Origin of the sequence: Stieleria maiorica (assembly GCF_008035925.1) — a bacterium.
Lineage (GTDB): Bacteria > Planctomycetota > Planctomycetia > Pirellulales > Pirellulaceae > Stieleria > Stieleria maiorica.
Window position 1 is genome coordinate 4,044,628 of sequence record NZ_CP036264.1, and the last position, 20,651, is coordinate 4,065,278.

Genomic DNA, 20,651 nt, shown 5'->3' on the forward strand with positions numbered 1-20,651 from the left:
TCGTGGACGAGGCGACGAGTCCATACGGATTGCCAGCCGCCCGGACTCCTCGCGTCGTCCACTACCGTTTACCCGAACCTTGAGGCGCGACGAAAGTCTCGTCTTCAGCGACCACCAAGTGCAGCACGGCGAACAACCGATCGTCGTCGATCCAGCTGCGATGCAGTTCCAACCCCGCACGGGCGGCCAGTTGAGCAAATCCGTCGACCGTGTATTTGTGCGAGTATTCCGTGTGGATCATTTCGCCACGCCGGAGCGGAAACGTCTCGCCATCGATCCGAATGACTTGCTCGGTCATCGATCGGATGTAAATCTCGATCCGTGAAGCGTCTTGATTGAAAAACGCGACGTGTTCAAACGCATCGACGTCGATTTCCGCATCCAGTTCGTTGGCGATTCGATGCAGCAAATTCAAGTTGAACGCCGCCGTGACGCCGGCGGCATCGTCATAGGCTCGTTCTAAGACGTGCACGTCTTTGACCAAGTCGATGCCGATCAGCAGCCCCCCGCCACAGCCGCACAAGTCAGTGATCGATTGCAACAGAATCTCAGCGTGGAGCGGCTCGAAATTGCCGATCGTCGATCCGGGGAAATAAACCGCACTGTGGGTCGGGGCGACGCGCGAGCGGGGCAACGAAAACGGGCGGGTGAAATCGGCCGTGACCGGTAGGATTTCGATCTGCGGGTAGTCGTCGCGAAGTTGATCGGCGACCTGGTGCAGGTGACGGTGGGAGATGTCGACCGGAACGTAAGCCACCGGGTCGATTAAATGGTCCAGCAAGATTCGTGTTTTCACACTGCTGCCGCTGCCGTATTCCACCAGCATCGCACCGGCACCGATCTGTGCCCCCATTTCGGCTGCATACCGATCCATGATCGCCTGTTCGGTGCGGGTCAGATAATACTCGTCCAGTTCACAGATCTGGTCGAACAACGCCGAACCGCGTTTGTCGTAGAAGTACTTGCATGGCAGACGTTTGGGGAAATCACTCAGCCCCTCAATTACGTCGTGCTTGAAGGCCCGTCGCTGTGACGATGCTGGCGGTCGTGCAGTTTTGAACAAGGTGAATGCCCGGTGGAGTTGTCGATCAGTGAGCAGCGTTTACGACCTCGCCAGTCGGATCCCGGTGAATTGCCAACGAGACTCGGGAGCAAAGAAGTTACGGTATGTCGGACGCACATGCCCTGATGGCGTCGCGCAGGACCCGCCTTTCAGGACAAAGACGTTGCACATGAATTTTCCGTTGTATTCGCCAAGAGCGCCTGCGGGGGCACGGTAACCCGGGTAGGCCGAATAGTGGCTGCTGGTCCATTGCCACACGTTCCCCATCGCATCGGCCAGCGGCGTCTCGGTCGGATCGCATGAACCGTTTGGGACATCACCTGCTGTGGTGTCCAAACGCTGTGCCGCTCCGAAAGACGACGGATGAATGCACCGTCCGGAACGGATCAGGTCGTCGCTCCAATTGCCGCGTTGATTAGCCGCCAGCGGACGGTCGAGCCCGCGACAGACCGCATGTTCCCATTCGGCTTCGGTGGGCAATCGGCATCCTGCCCAGCGGGCGTAGGCATCGGCTTCGAAGTAGCTGACATGACAGACGGGCTGATCCAAGCGAATCGCCTTGCGGCCGGACAGCGTGAACTCGGTCCATCGCGATCCCTGTTTGGACCAATACAATGGCGCTTTCCAGTGGTTCTGCGTGACCGTCGCCCATCCCAGCGAAAGCCAGAATTCCGGACGCTGGTACCCGCCGTCTTCCATAAACTCCAGGTACTCGCGGTTGGTCACACAACGACTTGCGATTTGGTACGGCTCCAAAAAGACTCGGTGTCGCGGCAATTCATTGTCAAAGCAAAACGAGTCCCCGTCATGACCGATCCGGGCGACACAAGAGTCGACGTCGATCCACGTCGGAGCCCCCATCGCGTCGACTTGCTCGCATTCTCCGTCGCGGTAAACCGGATCGAGCGGGTTGCACGACAGGGCGTGTTTCAAGTCGGTCAGCATCAATTCCTGATGCTGTTGCTCGTGATTGATTCCGATCTCCAATACTTGGCGTTGATCGTCGGTGAGTTCGCCGCGGCCAAAGTGCGTCTGCATGGCCTGGTCGACATGCGCTCGATAGCGAAGCGTCTGATCCAAACCGGGACGCGAGATCAGCCCACGTTTGCCGCGCGGGTATTGTTGTCCCACGCTGTTGTAATAGGAATTGAATAGATACTCAAAACTCGGATCGAACACCTGGTAGTCGCCGATCGGCTTCAGCAGAAAGGTTTCGAAGAACCAAGTGGTGTGTGCCAGATGCCAGCGCGTCGGGCTGGCGTCCTGCATCGATTGAATCGAGCAGTCTTCAGCCGACAGCGGCTGTGCGACCTGTTCAGAAAACCGCCGCGTCCGAACATAACGTTCCATCAACACGTCGTGGTGCGGATCTGCAACCGCCGCGTCATCGACCCGGTCGACGGCTTGCGGATCGCCAGTCGCTACCGTGTCGGTGCCGCCGTCTGTACCAGCATTTGCAGACATGTCGTCATCCCTTCTTCCGCATTCCGAATCAAAGTCCCGACGCAATCACGCCGGTTCTTTCTAGGAAACCGATTCTAAAAGACAACCGTTTCGGAAAGGAATTCTTACAACAAAAATGCTGAATTTATCGTTTTGGGCAAAAACCAAACTGCGGAACGCCTCACGCCACGACCGCTGTACGGGAGATTTGGCCCCGAAGGGCGGCTCTTGCTGCACGCAACCCGGATGCGATCAACGTCGATGGATCGGTGAAGTCGTACCACGGCAGATAGCCGACGTCGGGACGGATCAGAATATCGGCATGTGGCAGTGAATGGCGTCGACAAAGCCGTTCGCCGATCTCTTCCATCCGCATCACGACATCGATTGCCGTGCCAAAGGTATCGATCCGCTGCACGGTGCTGCCGACATCGACGCCGACGGTTAGATCTGAAGCGTACGATTTCGCGATCGACAGCGGGATCGCGTCCAGCACGCCGATGTCCGACAGCAACATGTCGTCCCATTGGATCGGTGGAAAAAAACCGGGGATCGCGGTGGAGGCCAGGATCGCTTTTCGCAGTGATCCCCGTTCCAACACGATGCGATGACCGCTTTTCAGATCCGCCGCGACGATGCTAAGCGGGACTTTGGTCTCGGCAAGATCGATGTCGGGAACGAGCGCCTCGATCGCTTCATGCAAGATCTGGTCGGACAGCAACGACGGGCTGCGGATGATTTTCGTCAGCCGGTGTCCGTGACGCATGATCCGTTCCAGGCGTTGATACCACAACGAGAACCAATCGGCCGGCCCGAGCTGTTGCGATTCCCGCCGGTCGCGCGCCGAAACCCTTGAAGCGGCTGCCATCAGCTGCCGGCATTTTTCGGAAAAGACCGGCGAATGCAGGAGTCCGATCGCTTTGGCCTGCACCCGTTTGATGTCGGAATCGACGGCACACAGGCCGCCCATCAAACTGCCGATGCTGACCCCAACGATGCGCTCGGTTCGAACTCCCGATTCACCGATCGCCTCCATGACGCCTAAATGCGCAAGCCCACGAGCCCCGCCGCCGCCGAGTGCAATCACGGCGCGCCGATTGCCTCCGCCCCGCCGGCCGATCTCCGGCGACAACGGTTCGCGATCCTCGGTCGTTTGCAAGGTATTCACAGAATCGTCCAATGAAGCGTCCTCCGACTCGGGACTGTCACGAGTTTCATTACTTGTACCCCTGAAGGATTTCCCCCGATTCGACGCCCCGCAGCTCATTCCAGCCTTTATCGGCGATCGTTGCCCCCAACGAAGTGACTTGGCGGTAATCGAGATCGCTGGGGTGCGCTCCGGTGATGCGACGCCGCAGTTCGCTACAGACGGTGTCGGCGGCCGCCCGCGTGACCGCGTCGTTCTGGCCGGCCGCGTACAACGCAGTGACCAGCATGGTGACCGCATTTTGGATCTGCAGCGATAACGCCGACATCCGACACTGACGGTCGGCCAGCTTCAATTGATGACGGCGCATCGTGCCGCTGATGACCATGCCGCTCGCGGACAGATAACGCTGTGCGAAGCGGACGTGACGAGCGAGTTCATGTGAGATGCGCGGGGCGGATGGCTTGGTCCAGCGCGCCGGACGCAACGTTCGTCCGGCGTACCACTTGGCGTACCCCAACATCGGACGACGCAACGCCCACAGATGCCGCGGGTCGGCCAAGTTGGGGGCTTTGATTCCCAGCTGGTGAAGCGTCTTGCCGATCGGTTCGAAGTGTTCTTTTCCGTGCTGTTTGACCAGCGACTTGAAGAATGCCATCCCCAACATCTCGCCTTCACCTTCGTAAATGCATGGGGCCAGGAAATCATGGACGTTGTCGCCGAACAAGTGGCCCTGTAAGAACGACCGCCCGCCGTGGGTCTTCATGAACAATTCGATCGCCGCTTCCTTTTGCGCTTCGCTTCCGAAGATCTTGGCGACGATGCATTCCATTTCGCCGCGGTACCCCTGGTCCAACAGGTTGGCACACCAATGCGTCAATGCATCGCAGGCGACGATCAGGCCGGCCAAGTGCCCGACGCGACGTCGGACCAATTCGCGTTTCTCGATCGCCTGTCCATACGTTTCCCGGTAACCCGACCACGGCAACATCTCCGCCAGCATCCAACGCATCGCTCCGGCCGCGTTGGCGCACAACGAGACCCTTCCCAGGTTCAAACCGTGGTAGGCGATCGTCAATCCATCACCGTGGGGCGGAATCAAACGGTTGGCGGCCGGGACACGAAAATCCTTGAACACCAGCCCGTTATTCTGCGCCCTTTTGAGCGCAAAGATGCCGTAGCGGTTGATTCGAAACGACTCGGTTTCCTGCTTCGGCAGCTCTGCGATCAAGACGCTCGCAGCCCCATCGATTTTGCAGACCAACCCGATCGTTCGGCCGAAGGTGGCGTTGGTGATGAACAGCTTTTCGCCGTTGACCACGTAGTCGTCTCCGTTTCTCACCGCGGTCGTTCGCAAGGCGGTCAAATCGCTGCCGGCTCCCGGTTCGGTCAGCGCGAATGCGGACAGGCGGGTTCCGTCAGCCAGCCCCGGTAAAAAGCGACGTTTCTGTTCGTCGCTGCCGAACGCACGCAGCGGGTCGACGGCGCCGATGCAGCCATGAACCGACGCCAATCCGGCGACGGTCGGGTCGATCGTCGCCATCTGCGTGATCATCCGTGTGAAATCACGCATGCTCGCACCGGCACCGCCGTAGTTGCGTCCGACCAGCAACCCCCAATAGCCGGCGTCACCGAGATCTCGCAGCACTTCATCACTGATCTTGCCATCTTCATCGATCAGGGATCCGCGTTTGCGGTGCCGGGCGGCGACGCTTAGCGAACGATCGACGACCTGAGCGACTTCTTCCGTGGGCAACGACAATTCGGGGCCGAACAACTCGGTCGGTACATGACGATCCCAGACCGCCCGGTGGATCGGGCTGTTGGACGTCTTGTACTGCTCGGCGAACAGGTCTTCGACCTGATCGTCGGCGGTGTCGATCACGCCGGTCCGTTGGGCTTCGTCCGCCGACGCACCTCCGAGCCGCAGCGCGATCTCGGCAAACGATTCCTTCGTCGACGGCGATGAAGGAGTCGTTTGTCCTGCGTCTGTCGAGTGTCCTGCGGGGCTCGACGTGGCTTTGCCGGCTGCCTGGGTTGATGTCACCACCGGACCGGTCGCATTGGTTGTGGTCGGATCGGTATCTAAACTCATTGTTTGGCTCCCAGTTGAAGTGATGCCGGTGGTGTGAATCGGTCGCCGTACTGCGAATGCAGACGTTCCATGTTTTCCAGCACGGTCTGCGTCCCGATTTGATCGACCACCGCCAGCGGTCCGCCGCGATGGAGGGCGAACCCGGTGCCGAGCACCATCGCCAGGTCGATCGCCCAGGCGTGCTCGACGACGCGACGTTCCTCACATCGAATGGCTTCGGCCATCATCAGGTACACCAGTCTGCGTTGAATCTCCGACAGGCCGTCGGCGAGAAAGCGTTCCGAAGCCGCAGGCTGGACGATGAAGTCCACGACTTCAGCCGTTTCGCGCGGTTGCGGTTTCTTGCCGTGGTAGTCATAAAATCCGCGTTTGGACTTGAGTCCGATTTGATTGCGTCGCGCCAGTGGTGACAGCACTTCGATCACGTCATCGACGTCACGCATCACCGCCCCGAGCGACCGCGCGACATGCAGCGCGACGTCCAGCCCGACATGGTCGAGCAATTGCAGCGGTCCCATCGGCATACCGAACTCTCGCATCTCGCGATCGATCGCCGCGATCGATTGGCCTTCGCGGACCATCATGATGGCCTCGCCAAGGTACGGGAACAGAATTCGATTGACCAGGAATCCCGGTGAATCGGTTGTCACGATCGGCGTCTTGCCGAGCGCCCGCACGAACGAGACCAGTTGGGCGATCGTCGCATCGCTGGTTTCGTCGCCGCGGACGACTTCCACCAATTCCATCCGGTGCACGGGATTGAAGAAGTGCAAGCCTGCGAAATGAGCCGGCCGGCTGAGCGACCCGGCCATCTCGGTGACGGACAACGACGACGTGTTGGTCGCCAGAATTGCCGACTTGCTGGCCGCTTTTTCGGCTTCGGCCAACACGCTTTGTTTGACCCCCATGCGTTCGACGACGGCTTCGACGATGCAATCCGCATCCTCCAACGCACTGAAATCGGTCCCGACGTCGATGCGATCACGCAGCTGACGCAACTGGTCGGCATCGAGCTTTTTGTGTCGCCCGTAGTCGTCAATCAACCGATCGATTCGCGCCGAACACTGACTCGCCGCGTCGGCATCGACTTCTTTGACGTGGACGCCGTAGCCGCGAATCGCGGCGGCCTGTGCGATCCCTGCCCCCATCGCGCCACCGCCGATCACGCCCAGTGTGCGGATCGGATCGCCGTGAATCATCTCCAATGAATGCGGCGTCCAGGTCTTCAGGTTTCGTGCGCGCTCTCTTGAAAAGAACAACCGCAACAGTTGGCGACAGGTCGGCGTCTCGATCAAGTCGCAGAACTCCCGACGTTCGGTTGCAAATCCGTCCGCGCGAGGATCGTATCCGTCAATGATCGCACGGATCGCCGCAGCGAGTGCCGGATAGTGTTTCGACTTGCCCGCCAATCGTTTTTGGGTCAGCGAAAGGATCCGGCGATGCACCGCGGGGATCCGCTCGATCAACCGCCACAGGGAAGCGGCGTCGGGCAGCTTTCGCCGCAACGAACCGCCCCCGGCAAGCGAGTCGATGACACGCACGATTTCGTCGCGCCATAGATCCGGCTGGATCGCCAGGTCGACCAGGCCGATCTTCGTCGCGTCACGCGCCGAGAGGTGCTTGCCCGACAGGATCATCGAAAGGCTTTCTTTCAATCCGATCAGTTTGGGCAATCGTTGCGTGCCGCCCCAACCGGGGATCAAGCCGAGCTTGATTTCCGGCAAACCGATCTTGGTGCTGCTGTTGTCGCGGGCGACGCGATAATCGCAAGCCAGCGCCAGCTCCAATCCGCCACCCAGGCACGGTCCGTGCAAGACCGCCAAGGTGGGCATCGGCAGGTTTTCAATGCGATCAAACAGCTGTTGCCCCTGCTTCATCAATCGATCGGCATGGTCGGCCGATTCGATCGCCTCAATCGCCTCGACGTCGGCTCCGGCCAAAAAACCACTTTCTTTGGTGCTTTTGAACACGACCATTTTGACGTCGCTGCGGGTTTCCAGCTCGTTGACGGCCTGTTCCAGTTCGGCCATCACCGATGCGTTCAACACGTTCATCGGTCGGCCGGGAACGTCCAGTGCGACGCGGTAGATGCCGGAATCGTCCAGGGACAGCGTGAGGTTGGATAGTTGTTGACGGGTCATCGTATCAATCCTCCAGTTGGGTTCGGACGATCATAGCTACACCCTGGCCCCCACCGACGCACAACGTCGCCAGGCCGATTCGTTTGCCGCGTTCGGCCAGGGCGCGCAGGAGCGTCAACACAAGTCGCGTTCCTGTCATTCCGACGGGGTGCCCCAATGCAATCGATCCGCCGTGAATGTTCATCACATCGCGAGAGAGCTGCCCCAAAGGTCGAGAACGCCCCAGTTCCTCTGACGCAAACGTTTTTGACGCGGCGGCGATCTCACAGGCGATCACTTGTGCCGCGAAGGCTTCGTTCAGTTCGATCAGGTCAAAATCGCGGAGCGACATCCCGGTCTTTTCCAACAGCTTTGCGGTTGCGTAGACGGGGCCGAGTCCCATGCGATGGGGATCGCAACCGGCGACGCAATAGTCGGTGATGTAGCCCAGCGGTCGGTCGAAACGCTCCGCCGTCGCCACGTCGCTGAGTACCAATGCCGCGGCGCCGTCGGTCAGGGGGCAACTGTTGCCCGCGGTAACGCTTCCGGCAGAATCGAACAGCGGTTTCAGCCGCGCCAATTGCTCTAACGACTGGCCGTCTCGCGGTCCGTTGTCTTTCTCCACCACGCGACCGCGCTCGGTGGTGATCGGAGCAATTTCGCCCGACAGGAAACACTTCTCGCGGGCCGCCGCCGCCCGCTCGTGACTCAACAGCGCGAACTCGTCTTGCTCGCTGCGTGAGATCCCGAACTCGCGGGCCAACACCTCGGCCGTTTCACCCATGTTCATTCCCGAAACCGGGTCGGTCAGGCCGAGCTGGATTCCGGCGACGGGTTTAAAGTGTCGTGGTCGAAACGCGGCGAGGGCCCGGAGTTTTTGCCATAGCGTTTTGCTGCGCGCCAACCGCATCCAATTCTTTGCCGCATCACGCCGAAACAGCATCGGGATCTGCGACATCGACTCGGTACCGCCGCCGATCACCAGCGACGCTCGCCCGGCGTGGATCGAGTCCCAGGCCGCGATGATCGACTCCATCCCGGAGGCACAGTTGCGGTTGACGGTGTGTGCGATCCGCTCTTTGGGCAACCCGGCCGAAAGCGCGATCACGCGAGCCAGGTTGGCCGCATCGGGCGGACCGGCCACGTTCCCCATCACCAGTTCGTCGATCTGGCTGATGTCCATCGATTCCGATTTGGCGGCCGCGCGGGCGACCACGTCGGTGACCACGTGCGTGCCGAGATCGACGGCACTGATCGCGGCCAAATCGGTGAACGCCTTGGATAGCGGTGTGCGTGCGCCGGCAATCACGGCAATCGGTTGGGTTGTAGATCTTGATGAACTCATCAGGTGCTCCTATCTTGGTCAATCGCCTGCATCTCACGCAACTCACGCCGAATGACTTTGCCCAAGAAATTCCGGGGCAGATCGTCGGGGCAATGCGTGTAGGCCCGCGGCCGTTTGTGCGCCGAAAGATGATTGCGGCAGTGCTCTTCCAACGCCTCGATGTCCGGTGGGGAGCCATCGACGGTGACGATGTAGGCATGGACGGATTCGCCACGGACTTCATCCGGCATCGCGACCACGGCGGCGTCTTTGACGTTCTCTGCTTCACACAACACCGTCTCGACCTCACTCGGGTAAACGTTGAATCCCGAGGTGATGATCAAGTCCTTTTTGCGGCCCACGATGCTGTACCAACCGTCTTCATGACGAATCGCCAAGTCACCGGTGTGTAACCAACCGTCGCGAATCGCCATCCGCGTCGCTTCGTGATCCCCCCAATAACCCAACATGACTTGTGGGCCACGCACGCACAGCTCGCCGACTTCGCCGTCGGCAAGGATTCGTTCCCCCTGGCCGGGCTCCGCGTTGGGATCGATGATTCGACATTCCGTCATCGGCAATGGCAATCCGATCCGGCCGTAAATCGGCTGTTTGAACAAATGACCGACGTGGGTCACCGGTGAAGCTTCGCTAAGCCCGAAGCCTTCGACGACTTGAGGCCCTGCATGTTGGTCTTCGTCGTGGCCGAAACGACAGTGTTCGGTGAACTCGCGAGCGACCGATTCCTCCAGCGACGCTCCACCGGAAATGATCCAACGTAGCGAATCCAGTTTGTCGCTGGGGTGTTCGCGCAACCGTGCATTCATCGCCACCAGCATCGCCGGGACGGCATGAAAGACACTCGGCCGATGCGTTTCGATCAATTGAATGGTCTTGTTGGTGTTGAAACGATGATGCAACACCAACGTCGCGGCCATCGCCGCGCCGCCCATCACGGTCGCCGACATGCCGTAGCTGTGGAAGAACGGCAACACGCCCAACATCGTTTCTTCGCCGAACGAACGTCGTGTCCAGACATACTGCTGCCACGCGTTAGCCACCATGTTCTGATGGCTTAACGTCACCGCCTTGGGCGATCCGGTCGTTCCCCCGGTCGGCAGAATGTAGGCCGGGTCCGAAGCCGGATCGATCGTGATCGGTTGCCAGGCACGTTCGATCGTTGCGATCTCTTCCCAGAACCATCCGACGCGATTGTTTGAACCTTGCGGACGTGCCTGTAACCACTGATAACCGCGTTTGATCAGGTACCCGAGTTGTTCATGGGCGGGCAATTGTTTGCGAATCGAAACCAACAACGTCGTCCGCAGCGGTGATGGACCCGTCGATGCATCGCCCTTGGAGTCGGGCAACAGGTTGGACAACAAATCCAAACAGACGACGTGTCGACACTTGGTTTTTCTCAACAATGCCTCCACTTCGCTGCGGACCATCAGCGGGCTGATCGCCAAGACAATCCCGCCGGCACGCCAGATCGCGTTGGCGGCGATGATGTATTCAGGGACGTTGGGCAGCAACAATCCGACGCGGTCGCCGGGGCGGACGCCCAGACGTTGTAACATCGCTGCGGCGCGGACCGCGTCGGAATTCAAGTCCCGATACGTCCAACGCGAACTGCCATAAACGAGCGCCAACCGATCGGGCAGCTGGTCGGCCGCATGCTGCAACAATCCGAACGCCGGACAATTGCGATAGCTGGACAATCCACGCGCCGAATGTTTCGCCGCCGACCGGCCCTCTTCGCTGACTCGATCGCGCATCGTCCCCAACACATCCGATCCAGGACGAATCAGTCGATCCTTGGCACCATCGGATGCCGATGCCGGACGATCGTTTCCGCTCGGTCCAACCATTTCGGGTCTCCCCTCGGAAAAGGTCCCCTCCTTGGATTGATCTCTGTGCGGTATCAACCTGGCTGGTCGACACGACCGCTTTGAATTCGGCCTTCCGGTTTGCGGACGCCGAATCGGCCCGAGAGGAGCCCCGTTTCGCCTGCCACCGGGTGGCAACGCCGCCGTTGTGGCGGGCGATACGGAACTCTGCGAGGAGTGAGAAAAGGACGCGCTGACACAGCGTCGCGGCTCCCGCCCGGGAACCACGAAGCCGTCTAGCGGTGCGGCAGCAACCGAGCCGAAATTGCCGCCCACTTCACGCACTCAATCATATGCCAAAGGCATTTAAAGGCAAATGAAAACACGCAAAAAACAAATAAGGGGCCTGTGCGGCGCGTTGTGATCTTTTTCACAATGTTTGTTGTGACAAAAAAAGGGGGCCGAAATTCACTCGGCCCTCGTATTTCACCGCAGCTCGATCTTCAGGGGGCGATGCGATCAGAGAGTCGCCGTGTTCTACGAACTCGGCGTACCGGAAAAGCGGAGCTTTGCCCGCGCCGACCTCGGAGAGGACGGCGACTGTCCAGCGAAAGGGATGACTGAGCGAACAGGGGGCACAATCGAAAAGCGCCGAGACTAAAAATGAGAACCACCCGACGGACCAGTTTCCTGCAGCGCGTCCATCTAATGGCGCATTTCAGAGCGTCTTCTCGTCGGGATCTTTGTCGCCTTGCTGAAACGGAGTTACCGCGGCAACACGCAGATTCGTAAAGGATGCTCTCGACGTCTCCAGGCCGCTCCGCATGCGGTCATACTGACGTTCACACGCGTTTTTCCGACGTTTTCGTTCACGAGAGTCATCGAGATCGGTGACGACGCACAAAAAGATCTGCCTGGAATTAGGCGATGGATTCGAACGTGTCGCTTTCGGGCAGCGCGGGGATCTCGCCTTGACGTTCCATTTCGTTGGCCTGGTCGGCGACTTGGGCGAACCCGTCGCGGATCTGGCTGAGCAGTTTGATGCAGTTCGCGAAGTCCTTTTCGTCGAATCGAATCATGACGAAGTGCAGCAGTCGCGCGATATTGAAGGCGACTTCATCTTCGTCGGGTTTCAGTCCTGCGTGAATGGCCATGATGGTTTTGCGCATCGCCAACTCGTGTTTACAGAACAATGCGGGATCGCCGGCGTCGGCAGCGATTTCGCATGCTTCGATCGATTCAATGGCGCGGTCGTACAGCATGAGCAGCATGTCCACTCGGGTCCAACCGCGTTTGATGCTCGTCCGTTGATATGTCTTTAGCTGTTCCATTGATGATCCCCCGTGCGCGAACGGTCTTTGAAAGGTGCTATTTCTTGTTGTTGCCACTGAAGTTGCCCAGCGACGTCAATTGAGTTGAAATGAAATTGCCGGTGGTCTGGAGTTCATTGATGATGCTTTCCAGCGCTGTGAATTCGGCGATCAGGTACTCCCGTTTGGATTCCGTCAATGCTTCGACCTTTTCGATGGATGCATCGATCGAAGCGATCCGCGATTCAAACGTTTCGTTGACGGTCTTTAGCAATCCGGTGTCGGCATCCAAGACGCTGCGGATGTAGTCGTTCAGCCGTCCGGTGACGCCTTGCGTGATCGTCAGTTCGGCCTCGCTGCCGGCCGCGACCTGGGCAGCGGTCAGCGTGACTTCGACGCGCAGGTCGGCGGTGTTTTCGTTGTCCGGATCACCGGTGAGGATTCGTCCGGTGCCTTTGGCGATTTCTTCAACGCCGCCGACGAGGAATCGTCCGGCGACATCCTGGCCGGCGTCATTTTCGGTTCCGTCGAATCCGAGGATGGAGGCGGCCGTGCCGTTCAAGCTGGAGACGTTGGCGGCGGACCCATAAGCCTCCGTCGTGATGCTCAATCGGTTGTCGCTTCCGACGCTGACCTCCACCTGGTGGACGCCCAGGGTGGAGGAACTGTTGATCACCGATTGCAGGTGGTCGGCCAGTTCTTCGGTGGTGTAGGTTCCGTGGTTCAGCGTCAACGTTTCGCTGACGATACTGTCGACGGTGATTTCAAAGCTGTCGTTGGATCCGTCGACGACGATGCTGGCCGCGGCGGCGTTGGTCGCGGTCACCAATGCCTGTTCGGCGGCTTGAGTGATGTCGACTTCATACGGCGTCTCGGACGGTTGAGTGCGGGCGGTCCCGCCGAGGAATCGGACGCCGGAACTGGTGGAGGCGCCGTTGAGCCCGAACAGGTTGCGGATCTCGCCGGCATCGACGTCATCGAGTTCGCCCTTGAGCGCCTGGTCCAGTTTCGCCGAATCGATTGCGAGTTTGCCTTTCAGGTCCAGATCGATGCCGATTTCGCTCAGCCGCGCCAATCCGGAACCGGGGACCGACTCGGAGACGATGGTCAGCAGTTTGTTCTTGATCGTGCTGGCGGATCGATCGCCCAGGAGCGGGTTTGCGACCTCGGTCTCGGGGTTGTATTGCGACTGGGTATCGATGAATTCGATGATCGCGTTGAAGTTGTCGACGAATCCCTGAACCGCTTCTTTGGCCGATTCGGTATCGGTTTCGATGTCGATGTTGATCACCTCGCCCGGGGCTGCTTTGTTCAGTTCCAGGGTGACGTTTTCGATCAATCCGTCGACCGTGTTGGAATCGTATTCGGCGGAGATCGCGCCGATGCCGGAGCCGAGTTTGACGATCGCGTTGAGCGGCGGTTGCACGGCGGGGCCGGAAAAATCCGGCAGCACGCCGGTCAGCGGGTCCTGGGCACTGGAGACCGAGATCGTATTGGCGGCGCCGGTATGTTTGGACGACAGCAGGATGCGGTGAGATCCGGCGGCCTGGTCAAAGATGACGCTGGCATTAAGATCCTTGACCTGCTCGTTGATGGTGTTGACGAAGCCTTTAAGTGTGTTGTTGCTCTCGTTGATCGTGATCGTTTGTTCGGCTCGGTCACCGACCTTGAAGGTGATGTCGCCGGTGGCGATCTGTTCGCTGGTGGACGAGAATCCTTGGGAAGCGATCTGATGGGCCGATGCGAGTTGTTCGACGCTGATTTGGTAGTTGGCGGCGATCGCGCCGCTGCCGGCCGTCGCGGTGACCACGTCTTCGTTGGTGCTCGACCCGGTGCGCGCATCAAACACCGAATTGGTCGCACGATTTAAGCGGCTCAGGGACGACTGCAGCGTGACGAGCTGGGCTTCGATGCCCTTGAATGTCGTCTGCTTGGTGGTGACTTCCGCCTTGCGTGAATTGAATGTGTCGATCTGGGTCTGCTGGAAACCGAGCAGGCTTTCGATGATGCTGGTCGTGTCAAAACCAGAAACGATCCCGTCAATACTGAACATCGTCAATTATCTTCTGGCGAGGTGTAGCCGCATGGGCCGTGCAAGGCGTCAAGAAGCGGGATCTCAGGCTGCGAATGAAGACTCGCACCGGCAGCCAAAGAGCTCAGCGCCCTGACAGGAATACAATCATCCAAGTTGATTACGTCGCGAGTCCGTTCTGGTCTCACCCCCGAACAGTTCCATCGGAAGCCTAGGACGCTTGCATTGTGCTGTTCACACAAATGTCGGATCCGACGGTAAACCTCCACTGCTAACCCGGAAGACGGCTACGGTTTCACATTCCACGCGGATCGTGTCGGCCAGTGGGCGATCGTGCCGGAAATCCGCCGCCGCTCGGTTTTCGAGTAGTGGACGAGGCGACGAGTCCATTGGGGATGCCAGCGGCGAGGACTGCTCGCGTCGTCCACTACCATTGACTGGAATCGGACCAAAGCACTCATGATGAGGCGCGAGCGCGAAACGTCCGCGGACGCGGGCCGAAAAAAAGTCAGCGTGCCCGCCGCGGCCGCACCGCCGAGTGGAGGGGCGATGCGATCGCGGAGAGCACGCTGACTGGGGCCGCCGAGAGGGGAAGGGGTGGATTTCCCTCACCCGGCGGTGATTCATCGGTCGATTCGTCTTACTGCAGCAGCGACAGAACCGACTGAGACGTTTGGTTCGCACTGGACAGAACCGACGTCCCCGCTTGCACCAAGATTTGGTTGTTGGTGAATTTGGAGATTTCTTCGGCGAAGTCCGTGTCGCGAATGACCGATTCGGCGTTGACGGTGTTTTCCAGCGTCGATCGCATGTTGTTGGCGATCGATTCGAGCGTGTTCGATTGGAACGCACCGAGTTCGCCACGCATGTTGGACAGCTCGTCGATCGCGGAATCGATCACCTTCAAGGCGTCTTGAGCGTTGTCGAAGGACGTGACGTCGATTTCGTTCAGGCTGTTGAACTTCGTTCCGGTCACGGCGACACCGAGAGCGTCGGCGTTGACCGATTGGATCGAGATTTGGGCCGTCTGGTTTTGGTTGGCACCGATTTGGAAGACCAAGGCGTTGTTTTGGATCGAAACGTTGCCTTGAGCACCGGTTTCGGTCAGCGCGGCGTCGGAGGAATGTTCGCCGACACGGACCACGGTGCCTTTGGACGCACCGGAAACGCTGGTCAGCGTGTTGCCTTTACCCGAGGCGGCGACGCCATCGATGGTACCGATAATGTTGACACCTTGGTCGGTATTCAGCGTGGTGCCAAAACCGGACGAAGTTCCCGCAGCTGCGGTGTCCGAAACGACTTCGATCTCGGCGTCGGAGCCGAATTCAATTGAACGCAGGCGTGTTCCGCCGGAGATGTCTTCGGCGACGACACCGGTTTGGTCGGTGAATTCGTTGATACGAGCGACCACACCGGCTCGGCTCAATCCGGAGTTCAGCGTGATGCTGACGCCGTTGACCGAGAGGACTTCGTCGGCGGCCAGGTTGCCGGTTTGCGACGTGCCGGCGGTGATGTTGGCTCGTTCACCTTGGGTGGTGATGGCAACCGCGTAGGTACCGTCGCTGGTATTGCTGCCACCCTTGAGGAAGGTGACGTCGGTGTCGGAGGTCGAACCGGTGACGCCGGCGGATCCATCGAGCAGTGCTTTCTCGCCGAACTGGGTGTTGGCGGCGATTCGATTGATGGTGTCAAGTGCGTTGTCGATTTCCGCTTGGTTGGCGGCGAACGCGTCGGCGTCGTTGACGCCGGAGTTTGCCGAATCGAGTGCCAGCGAGCGGACTTTGATCAAAATGCTGTTGATCTCGTTCAGGGCACCTTCGGCGGTTTGCACGACGGCGACCGCTTTTTCGGTGTTGTCGATGGCGGTTCGCAGACCGGCGATCTGGGCACGTTGCTTCTCAGAAATCACCAGAGCGGCAGGACCGTCTGCACCCCGGTTGACTTTGAAGCCCGTCGACAGTCGTTCGATCGATTTGTTCAATGCGTTCGAAGATCGGTTCAGATTGTTGCGGGCATTCAGAGCGCCGACGTTGTTGGTTATTGTTAAGCTCATTTCTCTTGCTTACTCTGGATTAAGGATTCAAAGAAACGTCCGTGACAATGAGTGCATCCGTGGCACTTGCGTTGAGGGAGGTTCCCGGCAAGCTTACAAATCGAGAATCGACCTGGCCGTATCGACCGCAGCCTCTTTGGTCAGGTATTCGCCGCTTTGTATTTTCAGTTTGACTGCTTCCACCACGGACTCTCGCACATCAGCTGACTGCTTGAGGACCTGTGATAAATCGCGGATCGAATCGAGTTGAATCGAGGTCGAGGCCGTCGAAGACTTAGCCGCCGAAGCCTGGGTCGGCGCTGGCGTCTCGTTCTGCTGGGCCGTCGACTGGGAATCGAGCCGCTTGTATTGAGCGGGCTGCGAATTTCCGATGGGGTTGATTCTCATTCTTCTCTCTCCGCAATGGGTGACTGAAATGGGTTGTCGAGAGGCCCGTGACGAACTTGCGTATAAAATCCTTAAGCCGCAAAGCTTTTTTAGTCGATACAGTCGTAGCGAATAAAGGGACGATCGCGCATGTCCGGAATGCGCCGATTGGATCGCTTTTGGATGCCCCGCTCTGAGCGATCGGGGCCATGTTCTCATGTAGGATGCAGACGCGGTGTTTCGAACGGAAGTCTTGTGGGTGTCAGTCTTTCTGGCGATCGGTGCGGTCGGCGGGCTGGTCTACAATTGGCCGTCCGAGCCCCAGGTGGACATCGACTCGCCCGCAGAGCAGATTCCCCCGCCGGCCACCGAAACAAGCGGTCAGGCCGCTGCGGAGCAGCTCTCTCCGTTCGCCGCTGAAGACTTCGATGGCGCGGTGAGGGATGACCCTCAGGCGCCGCCGGCGAGTTCCGCCACCGTTGCGGGAATCTGGAATGATGTCCGTCCGTCCGCACAGCGCAGCCAGCCGATCGATTTCGGCGTGCTTGAACTGGGCGATCGCCTGTTGGCCGGAGGGAATTCGGTCGGTGCGGTCAAGCATTACAGCAAGCTCTGGCAACAGGCCAATTTGCCGGTCGATGTCGCCGTGTTGATCCGCTTGGGGCTGGCGTCAGAGTTGGCCGGTTTGCACGAGCAGGCCGAGAAGCACTATCACAGCGCGATCCGGGTTGCGGAGAAAGGTTCCGTCCAACAATTGGCCAGCCTGTTGGGGCTGGCGCGGCTTTGGGAAAGTCAGGGTCAATTGGGTGAGGCGATCTCGCTATTGAGCGAGTTGTTTCTGGTGTATTCCCATGACGGGTACCCAAAAATCATCCGGCAAACGATCGTGCACCAATTGGCCGATTGCCTGCAGCGACGTCTGCTCGCCAATGAGGTGGTCGTCGAGGCCCTTCAGAAGGAGCCGATGGAGTACCACTGGGTGCCCGTTGCCGTGGATTCCATGCTTGCGCTCGCCGACTGGGAGTCGCCCGATGGCGTGCCCGTGAATCCCGGTTCGGGGTTGAAGCTATTGCAGAACTATGAGGGTGACGTGTCGTTGGTGCTCGTGCAGGCCCATTTGAGTGGTGTCTCGGTGTTGAAGCTGATCTCCGAGTTGCAGCGTTTGTCGGGGTTGCAGATCACGGTCACCGAAAAAGCAAAGTCGTCGTTGGTGGGGCGGTTGGCCAACGTCAACGCGCCGGTTATGGCGGTGTCGTTGTTGCTTGATCAGGCCCTTGAGTCGATGGAGCTGTCGTGGAGTCAGTCCGAGGGCGGGGTAACGATCATGGCCCGTGAGGAACTGACCACGCGGGATTTGGCCTCGTACGATCTTGCCCGTACCCAGCGGATGTTGCAGCGGGTGCAGTTGGACTACCTTGAGGGCGTCGAACGGGTCGCCGCGATCATGAACGACGGCAACAACGTTCGGTTGTCTGGCGGTTGGGACCTTGCGGCTGACAAGTACCGTGCCGCTCGCGAGGCCGGGCCGGCTCATGAATTGAATGCCGACCTGTATTTCAACGAAGCGTCGCTGTCGATGGTGCGTGGCGACAGCCTGAATGCGCTGCACGCAAGCTACATGGCCCTCGACCAGACTCTGTCTCCGGCGCTTCAGGCGGAGGTCTATGCGATGATCGCGGATTTGGAATTGGAATTCGGCCAGATGTCAAAATCGATCACGGCGGCTTCGCGAGGGATGCGTCGCGCGGACGACCCGGTCGTCCTGGCGCGAACCGCGATGACACTGGCGCGTGGCTATTTGTTGACAGGTGACCCCTATTCGGCCAATTCGGTGCTGTTCGACGTTTCCGCCGATTTGGCCGGTGGGCCGTTGGAGCGATTGGCGAGCGTGTTTTCTTCGTACGCGCGATTCCAACACGTCGGCCCGAAGCATGGGTTGCAAGACGAAGGGCAGCGGGTCGTGCTTGCGTTGGCGGCTCTTCAACCCCAGGACATCGTTTCGTTTGCCGATTCGTTGATCGTGTCCAAGGCTTATTCGTCGGTGGGGTTGCGATCCAAGGCGATCGGCAACCTGAGCGCGGCGCTGGAAAACGCACCGCCCGGCTATTGGAACGAACGGATTCGATTGCAGTTGGCGGAAATGTATTACGAATCATTGGATTTGGATCAGGCCAACACGACCATCGAGTCGTTCGGGACGGTGTCGGCCGATCTGTTGCCCGAAGTGTTGTACCTGCACGCGTCGGTTCAGCTGGACATGGGGAATCTGGAGCAGAGTGAAATCATTTGCCGCCGGATCCTCGCGATGCAAGTCGACCAATCCATCCAATCCGACGCGCTTGAGAAGTTGGGCGAAACGCTTCAGAAATCGGGTGACCACTACGCGGCGGCGTTGTGCTTTGCCGGTCTGTTGCCCGAGACGGAGGGCAATGCGTCATCGGGCAATGACGCGACGACGGTGACGCCATGAAGGTTCAAGCACAATCATCAAAAGGATACATTCAATTGATCCGGAACATTTTGCTTCGCAGTTTCACGCTGGTCTTTGTTGTCGCCATCGCCTGCTCGGTCGACCCGTTGCGCGCCCAGTCGCCGGCCGATGCCCCGATGTCTTTGCGCTCGATCATGGCAGACGAATCTGTCGCCGATCAGGGGGTTCAGGGGCGTTTGGAAGCGCTGATCAAGCGGACTCAACAAGCGCGGCAGGAGCGCCAGACGGCTGCGGAGCAATCGCAGTCGCCGGCGCCGAGAAGCGTTTGGGTTCCGGGTCAAGGCGCGGTTGAAGCCGACTCCGCAGCGGCGGATAGTCAGCAGCCCGGCGGGCCGGCCCAGAATTCGTCTCGCAGTCTGTCGGAGATTCGCGAACGGATTCGGATCCTGCAACGGCTTCGCCGCGATAAGGCGATGGCGCTGTCGGCCGAGCAAGCCCAAGCGATTCCCGGTGGGACCGGCACTCCCGCGTTGGAGACGCCCGGAGGGGACGTCGTCGAAAGTAACGGGGCCGTGGAATCCGGGGTGACAGCCGCCACGAAGGAGCCGACACTGTCTTCGATCGACGAAAGTCTGGATCAACCGGCGGCCGTCGAGGCGGCGGCGGAGGACAAGACGCCCGAGGGATCGGTGGCTGCCGAGCGACTTCTACCCAAACCGGTCAACGCCTTGGCCCTTGGCGAGAGTCTGTACCGAACCGGGAACTACGAATCGGCACTCAAGGCATTCCGGTCGGTCGCGGTCGACAAGCTTTCGCAGTCTGATCGAACGTGGTTGGATCTGCTGGTCGCGCTGTGCCAGCGCAAGCTTGGGGATTACGAAAAGGCGCAGGGGACACTGCGTGACATCGCTAACGAAGAGTCCGCGGATTATCCCGTCCAGGCCGCCAAGTGGTGGCTCAAGTACGCGGAGTCGTCGGACGGGACGCAGAAAAAATTCAGTGATGTGTCGGCGGACTTTAATGCCCTCCTTGAAAGGTCAAATGATTATGTCTCCCAGTGAAGAACAGACGCTGATTGAATACACGATTCGGCTGAAACAGCAGTACGAACGGCTGAATGAGATTGTCGACACCGTCGGTCGTGAGCCCGGCGGCGGGGTTGAGTCCATCGGCGAACAAATGAAGCAGATCAAGCAGACCGAAGACGTGTTGCGACCCCTTCGGCAGCGTTATCAGGACGAGCATGAGCATGCCGGCGGCCAAATCAAACAACTGACCGACGAAACCATCGACGTGGTGAAGACTTTGATGCCAAAGCTGGCGGGCCTGGAAAAGGCGTCGGTCGATTCGCTGCGTCGGCTGTTTCCGAAGATCCAAGGGAGCGTCCGGGCCGTGCAAATGCAAAACGCCTATCGGGGAAACAATCACGCCTAGTTCG

Annotated in this window: 14 protein-coding genes; 3 read left to right on the forward strand and 11 right to left on the reverse strand. The window is 59.4% G+C overall.

The window, feature by feature from the left end; all coding sequences use genetic code 11:
* Positions 1–61 precede the first annotated feature (61 nt).
* The 11 genes from egtD to Mal15_RS34070 all read right to left on the reverse strand — a co-directional run bounded on the left by egtD (position 62) and on the right by Mal15_RS34070 (position 16,803).
* A complete protein-coding gene (gene egtD / locus Mal15_RS13890) occupies positions 62–1,063 on the reverse strand; it encodes an L-histidine N(alpha)-methyltransferase (protein WP_147868319.1) in 1,002 nt (333 codons plus the stop codon).
* Positions 1,064–1,102: 39 nt separating this feature from the next.
* On the reverse strand, positions 1,103–2,527 hold the full coding sequence (gene egtB / locus Mal15_RS13895) for an ergothioneine biosynthesis protein EgtB (protein ID WP_233903438.1): 1,425 nt from the start codon (positions 2,525–2,527) through the stop codon (positions 1,103–1,105).
* 160 nt (positions 2,528–2,687) lie between these two features.
* Positions 2,688–3,674 carry a patatin-like phospholipase family protein gene (locus tag Mal15_RS13900; RefSeq protein WP_167546807.1) on the reverse strand — a complete coding sequence of 329 codons (987 nt, stop codon included), beginning with the start codon at positions 3,672–3,674 and terminating at the stop codon, positions 2,688–2,690.
* Between the two features lie 49 nt (positions 3,675–3,723).
* Positions 3,724–5,748, reverse strand: a complete 2,025-nt coding sequence (locus tag Mal15_RS13905; protein WP_147868321.1) for an acyl-CoA dehydrogenase family protein — start codon at positions 5,746–5,748, stop codon at positions 3,724–3,726.
* Positions 5,745–7,889 carry a 3-hydroxyacyl-CoA dehydrogenase NAD-binding domain-containing protein gene (locus Mal15_RS13910; protein WP_147868322.1) on the reverse strand — a complete coding sequence of 715 codons (2,145 nt, stop codon included), beginning with the start codon at positions 7,887–7,889 and terminating at the stop codon, positions 5,745–5,747. The genes Mal15_RS13905 and Mal15_RS13910 overlap by 4 nt, the downstream gene beginning before the upstream one ends.
* Before the next feature lie 4 nt (positions 7,890–7,893).
* Positions 7,894–9,213 (reverse strand): thiolase family protein, encoded by a 1,320-nt coding sequence (locus Mal15_RS13915; protein WP_147868323.1) that lies wholly within the window; start codon positions 9,211–9,213, stop codon positions 7,894–7,896.
* Positions 9,213–11,063, reverse strand: a complete 1,851-nt coding sequence (locus Mal15_RS13920; protein WP_147868324.1) for an AMP-binding protein — start codon at positions 11,061–11,063, stop codon at positions 9,213–9,215. The genes Mal15_RS13915 and Mal15_RS13920 overlap by 1 nt, the downstream gene beginning before the upstream one ends.
* A gap of 878 nt (positions 11,064–11,941) precedes the next feature.
* The gene (locus Mal15_RS13925; protein ID WP_147868325.1) at positions 11,942–12,352 is read right to left on the reverse strand and encodes a flagellar protein FliS; all 411 of its coding nucleotides are present in this window, start codon (positions 12,350–12,352) and stop codon (positions 11,942–11,944) included.
* Positions 12,353–12,389: 37 nt separating this feature from the next.
* Positions 12,390–14,384, reverse strand: a complete 1,995-nt coding sequence (gene fliD / locus Mal15_RS13930; RefSeq protein WP_147868326.1) for a flagellar filament capping protein FliD — start codon at positions 14,382–14,384, stop codon at positions 12,390–12,392.
* A gap of 619 nt (positions 14,385–15,003) precedes the next feature.
* Positions 15,004–16,416, reverse strand: a complete 1,413-nt coding sequence (locus tag Mal15_RS13935; RefSeq protein ID WP_147868327.1) for a flagellin N-terminal helical domain-containing protein — start codon at positions 16,414–16,416, stop codon at positions 15,004–15,006.
* A 93-nt stretch (positions 16,417–16,509) separates the two neighbouring features.
* Positions 16,510–16,803: a flagellar biosynthesis anti-sigma factor FlgM gene (locus Mal15_RS34070; RefSeq protein ID WP_167546808.1), complete on the reverse strand. Its 294-nt coding sequence runs from the start codon at positions 16,801–16,803 to the stop codon at positions 16,510–16,512.
* Positions 16,804–17,017: 214 nt separating this feature from the next.
* Between Mal15_RS34070 and Mal15_RS13945 the strand changes: the two genes are divergently transcribed.
* The 3 genes from Mal15_RS13945 to Mal15_RS13955 are packed head-to-tail and all read left to right on the forward strand — an operon-like array spanning position 17,018 to position 20,647.
* Entirely contained in the window at positions 17,018–19,252 is a 2,235-nt protein-coding gene (locus Mal15_RS13945) for a tetratricopeptide repeat protein (RefSeq protein WP_147868329.1), read from the forward strand.
* Positions 19,249–20,274 carry a tetratricopeptide repeat protein gene (locus tag Mal15_RS13950; protein WP_147868330.1) on the forward strand — a complete coding sequence of 342 codons (1,026 nt, stop codon included), beginning with the start codon at positions 19,249–19,251 and terminating at the stop codon, positions 20,272–20,274. The genes Mal15_RS13945 and Mal15_RS13950 overlap by 4 nt, the downstream gene beginning before the upstream one ends.
* Complete coding sequence (locus tag Mal15_RS13955) at positions 20,255–20,647, forward strand: hypothetical protein (RefSeq protein ID WP_147868331.1); 393 nt, start codon at positions 20,255–20,257, stop codon at positions 20,645–20,647. Before Mal15_RS13950 ends, Mal15_RS13955 begins: the two co-directional genes overlap by 20 nt.
* The last annotated feature ends 4 nt before the right edge of the window (positions 20,648–20,651 follow it).

Excerpts from the sequence above, each read along its gene's own strand:
- Mal15_RS13915 (WP_147868323.1), bottom strand. The coding sequence starts at position 9,213 with ATGAGTTCATCAAGATCTACAACCCAACCGATTGCCGTGATTGCCGGC.
- Mal15_RS13925 (WP_147868325.1), bottom strand. The coding sequence starts at position 12,352 with ATGGAACAGCTAAAGACATATCAACGGACGAGCATCAAACGCGGTTGG.
- Mal15_RS34070 (WP_167546808.1), bottom strand. The coding sequence starts at position 16,803 with ATGAGAATCAACCCCATCGGAAATTCGCAGCCCGCTCAATACAAGCGG.
- Mal15_RS13905 (WP_147868321.1), bottom strand. The coding sequence starts at position 5,748 with ATGAGTTTAGATACCGATCCGACCACAACCAATGCGACCGGTCCGGTG.
- Mal15_RS13920 (WP_147868324.1), bottom strand. The coding sequence starts at position 11,063 with ATGGTTGGACCGAGCGGAAACGATCGTCCGGCATCGGCATCCGATGGT.
- egtB (WP_233903438.1), bottom strand. The coding sequence starts at position 2,527 with ATGTCTGCAAATGCTGGTACAGACGGCGGCACCGACACGGTAGCGACT.
- Mal15_RS13935 (WP_147868327.1), bottom strand. The coding sequence starts at position 16,416 with ATGAGCTTAACAATAACCAACAACGTCGGCGCTCTGAATGCCCGCAAC.
- Mal15_RS13955 (WP_147868331.1), top strand. The coding sequence starts at position 20,255 with ATGATTATGTCTCCCAGTGAAGAACAGACGCTGATTGAATACACGATT.
- Mal15_RS13910 (WP_147868322.1), bottom strand. The coding sequence starts at position 7,889 with ATGACCCGTCAACAACTATCCAACCTCACGCTGTCCCTGGACGATTCC.
- Mal15_RS13950 (WP_147868330.1), top strand. The coding sequence starts at position 19,249 with ATGAAGGTTCAAGCACAATCATCAAAAGGATACATTCAATTGATCCGG.
- fliD (WP_147868326.1), bottom strand. The coding sequence starts at position 14,384 with ATGTTCAGTATTGACGGGATCGTTTCTGGTTTTGACACGACCAGCATC.